The 5,038-nt window shown below is 64.5% G+C and carries 6 protein-coding genes; 5 read left to right on the plus strand and 1 reads right to left on the minus strand.

Annotation, left to right across the window (positions count from 1 at the left end; translation table 11 throughout):
• Positions 1-183 precede the first annotated feature (183 nt).
• Both Y707_RS28760 and Y707_RS0103600 read left to right on the plus strand, forming a co-directional pair.
• Entirely contained in the window at positions 184-1,080 is an 897-nt protein-coding gene (locus Y707_RS28760) for a PDDEXK family nuclease (protein WP_155852667.1), read from the plus strand.
• 323 nt (positions 1,081-1,403) lie between these two features.
• Positions 1,404-1,958 (plus strand): hypothetical protein, encoded by a 555-nt coding sequence (locus tag Y707_RS0103600; protein ID WP_026534076.1) that lies wholly within the window; start codon positions 1,404-1,406, stop codon positions 1,956-1,958.
• Here the strand turns inward: Y707_RS0103600 and Y707_RS23150 are convergent.
• Complete coding sequence (locus Y707_RS23150) at positions 1,955-2,863, minus strand: matrixin family metalloprotease (protein WP_162150166.1); 909 nt, start codon at positions 2,861-2,863, stop codon at positions 1,955-1,957. The two genes, Y707_RS0103600 and Y707_RS23150, sit on opposite strands and share 4 nt — an antisense overlap.
• Positions 2,864-2,963: 100 nt before the next feature.
• Between Y707_RS23150 and Y707_RS0103610 the strand changes: the two genes are divergently transcribed.
• Genes Y707_RS0103610 through Y707_RS23155 form a run of 3 tightly spaced genes read left to right on the plus strand, consistent with a single transcriptional unit; the run spans position 2,964 to position 4,953 of the window.
• Positions 2,964-3,473 (plus strand): hypothetical protein, encoded by a 510-nt coding sequence (locus Y707_RS0103610; protein ID WP_026534077.1) that lies wholly within the window; start codon positions 2,964-2,966, stop codon positions 3,471-3,473.
• Entirely contained in the window at positions 3,470-4,315 is an 846-nt protein-coding gene (locus tag Y707_RS0103615) for a hypothetical protein (RefSeq protein WP_026534078.1), read from the plus strand. The genes Y707_RS0103610 and Y707_RS0103615 overlap by 4 nt, the downstream gene beginning before the upstream one ends.
• A 47-nt stretch (positions 4,316-4,362) precedes the next feature.
• Positions 4,363-4,953, plus strand: a complete 591-nt coding sequence (locus Y707_RS23155; RefSeq protein WP_051441611.1) for an NUDIX hydrolase — start codon at positions 4,363-4,365, stop codon at positions 4,951-4,953.
• The last annotated feature ends 85 nt before the right edge of the window (positions 4,954-5,038 follow it).

Consider the following 5,038-nt stretch of genomic DNA (forward strand, 5'->3'; position numbering starts at 1 on the left):
CAGCCTCGGCTACAACGTCACCATCGCTCCGGCCGCCGCAGCCTAAGTCACCTTACTTTCGTATTAGTGGACAGTGGGTGGACAGGGGTGCCCACAGCCTAATCGGTGGTTCGGCCTCCATCCCGCTAAAAGCGACGCCCGGTGGTGACCACATCTGCGCATGGTTTCAGGCAGGAGGCCATCATGTCGGGCAAAGCCACAAAGACTACAGCGAAGAAGCGTCCGGTCTCAGCACACGCCAAGACCGGTGCTGGACGGACAGCGACGAAGAAGCCGAGCGCCAAGAGAGCCGCGGCAAAAAAGCCTGCCCCGTCCAGGACTGCGTCGGCCGGGAAACCGAGCACTGCAGCCCCGGCTAAGTCTGCAGCCCGTAAGCCGTCCCGGCGCACCTCGCGGGCACCCCGGCCAAAGGGCTTGGAGGCTTCCTACTCAGGAAGGATCTTCCGCTCCCGTCTCGAGGCGAGGTGGGCGATTCTCATGGACCTGATGGACATCAATTGGGACTACGAACCATGCCATTACCAGGTTGGCCCCGAGCTGTTCTACCTGCCCGACTTTTACCTTCCCGAGTACCGGATCTGGCTTGAGGTCAAAGGCCCGGCCTTCCTCGATGCAGGCTCCATGGCGAAGTGTCTCGCCGCCGTCGCCGGACCCATGCCGCTGCCGTTGCGCGAGGCCCCCTACACGCCCTCGGACCGGTTGCTGCTCGCCGGACCCCTCAGCCGCAGCGCCGGACGCCCGGTGCACACCCTCATCTCGTCGGCAGGGCCAGGCAGGGCAGAGCTCGCATCGGCTGTCCTTGGCCGCGATGGCGTGAGCGTGGTTGGCGGGCCGTGGGGCGAATCCGAAGCCACCGGCATCAAGAAGTCCCGTCGGCCGGCACCCGCCCGCATCAAGCTGCTGCTCGAACCTGCACCGGTCGCGCAGCCGATGGACAACGCCACCACGGCGGCGTACCGGTTCGCCGCACGCGCCGACTTCGATGACGGAACAGGGAAACTCTCGGGCCGCAACGACGCAGCCATCACCACGCTGCTCGAACGACGCCGGGCCGGGCGGCCCCTCGGAATGGCCGCCTGACACGACCCACGCCCCAAACACGATTTCGGGCCACGCCTGAACCCTTGGATACTCTCCCATCCGGACCCGCCGGGGCAGAATCGTGCCTGTGGAGAACAAAGAATGCCGCCGCTCCGATGATCGTTCCGGCCACGGCCGCACACATTGAAAATATGAGCAACCGGCCAGCAACACCGAGGGATACCGTCCTTGCATGTATCAACTGCAGCGACGGAGCCAGGGACGACCACGACGCGTACACGCTGTGCGCACTGTGCGTCCTTGAGGATGCGCCCGTCCCAGCGGCCGCGGCCTGACCCCCAAATCCACGAAAGGCACGACCAATGCATATTCCAGCCCGTTACCAGGACCTGCTTGAGGATGAGCCGGACACCACCGAACGCATCCGCAAAGGCAGCGGCCGGATTGGCGCCTACAGGTCTTCCAAGCCAGGTGTCCGCCGCCAGGTCCGTCTGACCGGACGTGCCGAGACGCAGAAAACCCGCCGCGCCGCACAAGCCATCAAGGTCACCCTCAGCTGCCCCGAGAGCCTCGAAGAGCTCCAATCACTGGCCCACGACCATTACCGCGACACCGCGGCCGCAGACGGGCGCCGGGTGAGCAGCAGAACCTTCATGCACCCGGGAAACCTTGACCGCATCACCGTCAATTTCATCCGGCACACCCGCACCGTCTACGACAAGTCACTGCTGCGCAGCCAGTTCAGCAGCAACGACCTGCGCGACCATTACAACCGGGAACTGAAGATCAAATGCCTCGCCGTAATCGCTGAAGCGTTCCCCGACCTGAACTCCGAATGTGAACGCCAGCGGCTGCTGGTCAGCAAAAGTTTCGAAGAGGCTGCCGAAGAAGCGGCGGAAACACTGCGGGCTGCCTAGTATTCGGACACGCAGGAACCATTGCCTGCTGCGGCCAGGCCCGCGAGATCGCCGGATGCGAATTCGGTGACGTCGTTGGAAATTTCCGAGTACATCAGCTGGCCCGAGTCTCCTACGTGGTCCAGCCCGACCACATGACCGAGCTCGTGCATGATGATGCCCCGGGCCAGCTCGTGACCTTCCTGCTCTTCCATCATGGCTGCCAGCTGGGGGGCGTCGAGCTGAAGCTGCCCGGTGACCAGGACCCAGGGTGACGTCCACGCCTTGACCGACTCGCTGCCGCCGGCACCGGCAATGCTGCCGCCAAAGTCGGGCGTCGTCTCCGGCGCCGTCCAGGACACCAGGACCGGTGCCCACACATCGCCGTAGCGTTCCGGCTGGTATTTCGGCCGAACCTCCGAGGCCGACTCGTCGGTGGTTCCGTCGTAGACGAATTCCAGCCCGGTCGCGGCGGAGATCGTTGCGATGGCCTCCTTGACGAGACGGTTCCCGCCTGCCGGGGTGTTGGCCTCCCCGATCACGTAGTGGACCGGCTGGCAGGGATCGAAAGCAACCACTCGCTGGTCCTTTTCGCCCATGAAGCTGAAGGCGGTGCTTCCGCTGTCAGCGCCGGCAATACCAGCCAGCGGCTCAGACGTGTCGATCTTTTGCTGGCCGGGAGAAGGCCACTGTCCGGTCAATGCTTTGACCTCGGCGACAACGCGGGTCATTCCAGGCATACCCAGGAGCAGCCAGACACAGGCCGATACGGTCAGGGCGATGGCGATTACAGCCACCGGCAGCGCCGTACGGGGTTTCCTCCGGCGTACCGCGGGCGCCTTCACCGGCACCGGCGGCGTGTAGTTCCCCGAATCCATCCAGGGAAGCTGCGGGGCGGGCGAAGGGGTCTTCAGATCCTCATTCATACCCTGAAACATGCGTAGAACCGGGCAGCCGGGCGCCCCTTTACCGCTCCAAAAACATGCCAGGCCGGCGGACCGTTGAATGTGCCGCACACACAAGGACATGAGCACAATCACCTCCCGCCGGCCCCGCGGATTTCCCACCGGCGGCCAGTTCGCACCAACCAGTCACGCTGAACCAGGCCTGAACCTGGCAGCCGGAAGCTCCGTGGACCGCGCTGGGCTCCAGAGCCGCCAGCAGGACGCCCGTGAACGGATGGTGCAGGCACGCCTGGAGTACGAGGACGTCTCACTGGTCCTTGCCGCCGATCACATCCGCGAAAACTACCCTGACGCCCGCTACGCCGATGTCGAGTGGGACGGCCGCGACGACTGCGCACTGCCGTCCGTCATCTACGACCGGAACTGGAAGCGGATCGGCCACTGGCACGACGACGACTTCAAAACACGCATCAGCGACAGCCTGCCCCACTTCGCCGCCCTGCACGCGGACGGCGGCCGCTGGACCGATCACGAACCCAAGACCGAAGACGCCGATGTTTACTCGATCGGCAATTTCCTGGACCTGGATTCCATCGCCACCATCGACACCACAACGAAGGACGCAGCATGAGCATTACGACGGCACGCCAGCCCAAGGGCACCCCCGCGGGCGGACGGTTCGCCTCCGCCCATCACGCCGAACCAGCCGTAGGACTCACAGCCGCTGCGATCCATGTCCCGTCGGATCCTGCACTGTACCGGCAGGTCTTCGCCGACAACCCGTCGAACGCCGAGCGCCGTGACTTCGCACGGGAGGCTCTCACCCAGGCCCTGGACGGCGACGACTTCGACCAGGTGTTCACGGCGGAGCAAAAAGATCAGATCCGGGCAGAAGCCGAACGCGACGACTCAACAGACACAGCCCTGCTGCGCGTGGCGCTGCGGGAAACACGACCGCACCAATTTGGTTCAGTGCTTGCCGGTGACCTGTATCGGAGCCGTCAGGAGCGGACCGCCGTCGAAAAGCACTACGTCCCGTCATCCTCCGACACCTTCCATGCCGCAGCAGTCCACATCCCCGGCGGTACCGCCGACTACCGGAGGGCACTGGGGGAGAACTTCCCGCACGTCGGCGTGGCCCACATCGAGACCATGCTGCACAACCAGCGGATGCAACCGGAAGGATGGCAGCGCCAGCAACTGGGCAAAGTCGCAATCATGAACGAACGGATGGCCGCCGGCAAGGCTGAGCGCCCGGAGGTGCCCGAATCAGAGAACCGGCACTTCACTTCACATCCGGTCACCGCCCTCGAATCCGACATCGACCACGCCATCCTGGCCGGCGCCGACGTCGAAGATGACATCATCGTCGACGAATTCCACCGCAGCACCGGATCGGGCTACGGAACCCTCAACATCAAGACGCTCATCGGGATGCGCATGGCCGCCCAGCGTTTCCCGCACCAGCAATGAACTGAACCCGCCACGCCCCGAATGACTCAGCCCAGCCAGAGGACACCATGACCACCATCGCCGCCCCGGAAACCGCCGATGACATCATCCGCCGGATCGACGGGACTATCTCCTACCGGAACCCGTTCATCCGCGTCGTCACCGACCAGGTGATATTCCCGGACGGCTCCGGAGGCCAATACTCGACCGTCTCCAGCGGCACCGGCCTGGGCGTCGTCGCTGTTCCCGTCGCAAACTTCCGCGGTCAGCTTTACCTGGGCCTCGTCCGCCAATTCCGCTACCCGGTCGGAGACCATACCCTCGAATTCCCGCGCGGAGGATCCGATGACCTGAGCAGCGCTGAAGCCGGACGGGAGCTGTTTGAGGAAACCGGGCTCATCTTCGACTCGGCCAGGCTCCTGGGGGAGATTCGGCCGGACACCGGAGTACAAACCACCAGGGTCGCTGTCTGGGAAACCCGGCACCGGATCAGCACCGTGGACATCCACCACCGCGAGGAAGAGTCCGGGGCCACCGCGCACTGGTACAGCCATGGGGAGGTCACCGGCATGATCCGGCAGGGAAAGATTGTCTGCGGCATTACCCTCTCCTGCATGGCCATGGTGAACGCGGCCGGTTCCCTGAGCACGCCATTCTGACCTGTGTACGCTCCAGTGCCCCGCGCCGCACACATGCCAATTATGACGACAACACTGCAGGCCAGACAGCCCAAAGGCGAGCCGG

It is taken from the genome of Arthrobacter sp. H14 (assembly GCF_000520495.1).
Classification (GTDB): domain Bacteria; phylum Actinomycetota; class Actinomycetes; order Actinomycetales; family Micrococcaceae; genus Arthrobacter_C.

What these genes read in the sequence shown, in the direction of transcription:
- Y707_RS0103600 (WP_026534076.1), top strand. Translation starts at nt 1,404, where the DNA reads ATGCATATTCCAGCCCGTTACCAGGACCTGCTTGAGGATGAGCCGGAC.
- Y707_RS28760 (WP_155852667.1), top strand. Translation starts at nt 184, where the DNA reads ATGTCGGGCAAAGCCACAAAGACTACAGCGAAGAAGCGTCCGGTCTCA.
- Y707_RS23155 (WP_051441611.1), top strand. Translation starts at nt 4,363, where the DNA reads ATGACCACCATCGCCGCCCCGGAAACCGCCGATGACATCATCCGCCGG.
- Y707_RS0103610 (WP_026534077.1), top strand. Translation starts at nt 2,964, where the DNA reads ATGAGCACAATCACCTCCCGCCGGCCCCGCGGATTTCCCACCGGCGGC.
- Y707_RS0103615 (WP_026534078.1), top strand. Translation starts at nt 3,470, where the DNA reads ATGAGCATTACGACGGCACGCCAGCCCAAGGGCACCCCCGCGGGCGGA.
- Y707_RS23150 (WP_162150166.1), bottom strand. Translation starts at nt 2,863, where the DNA reads ATGAATGAGGATCTGAAGACCCCTTCGCCCGCCCCGCAGCTTCCCTGG.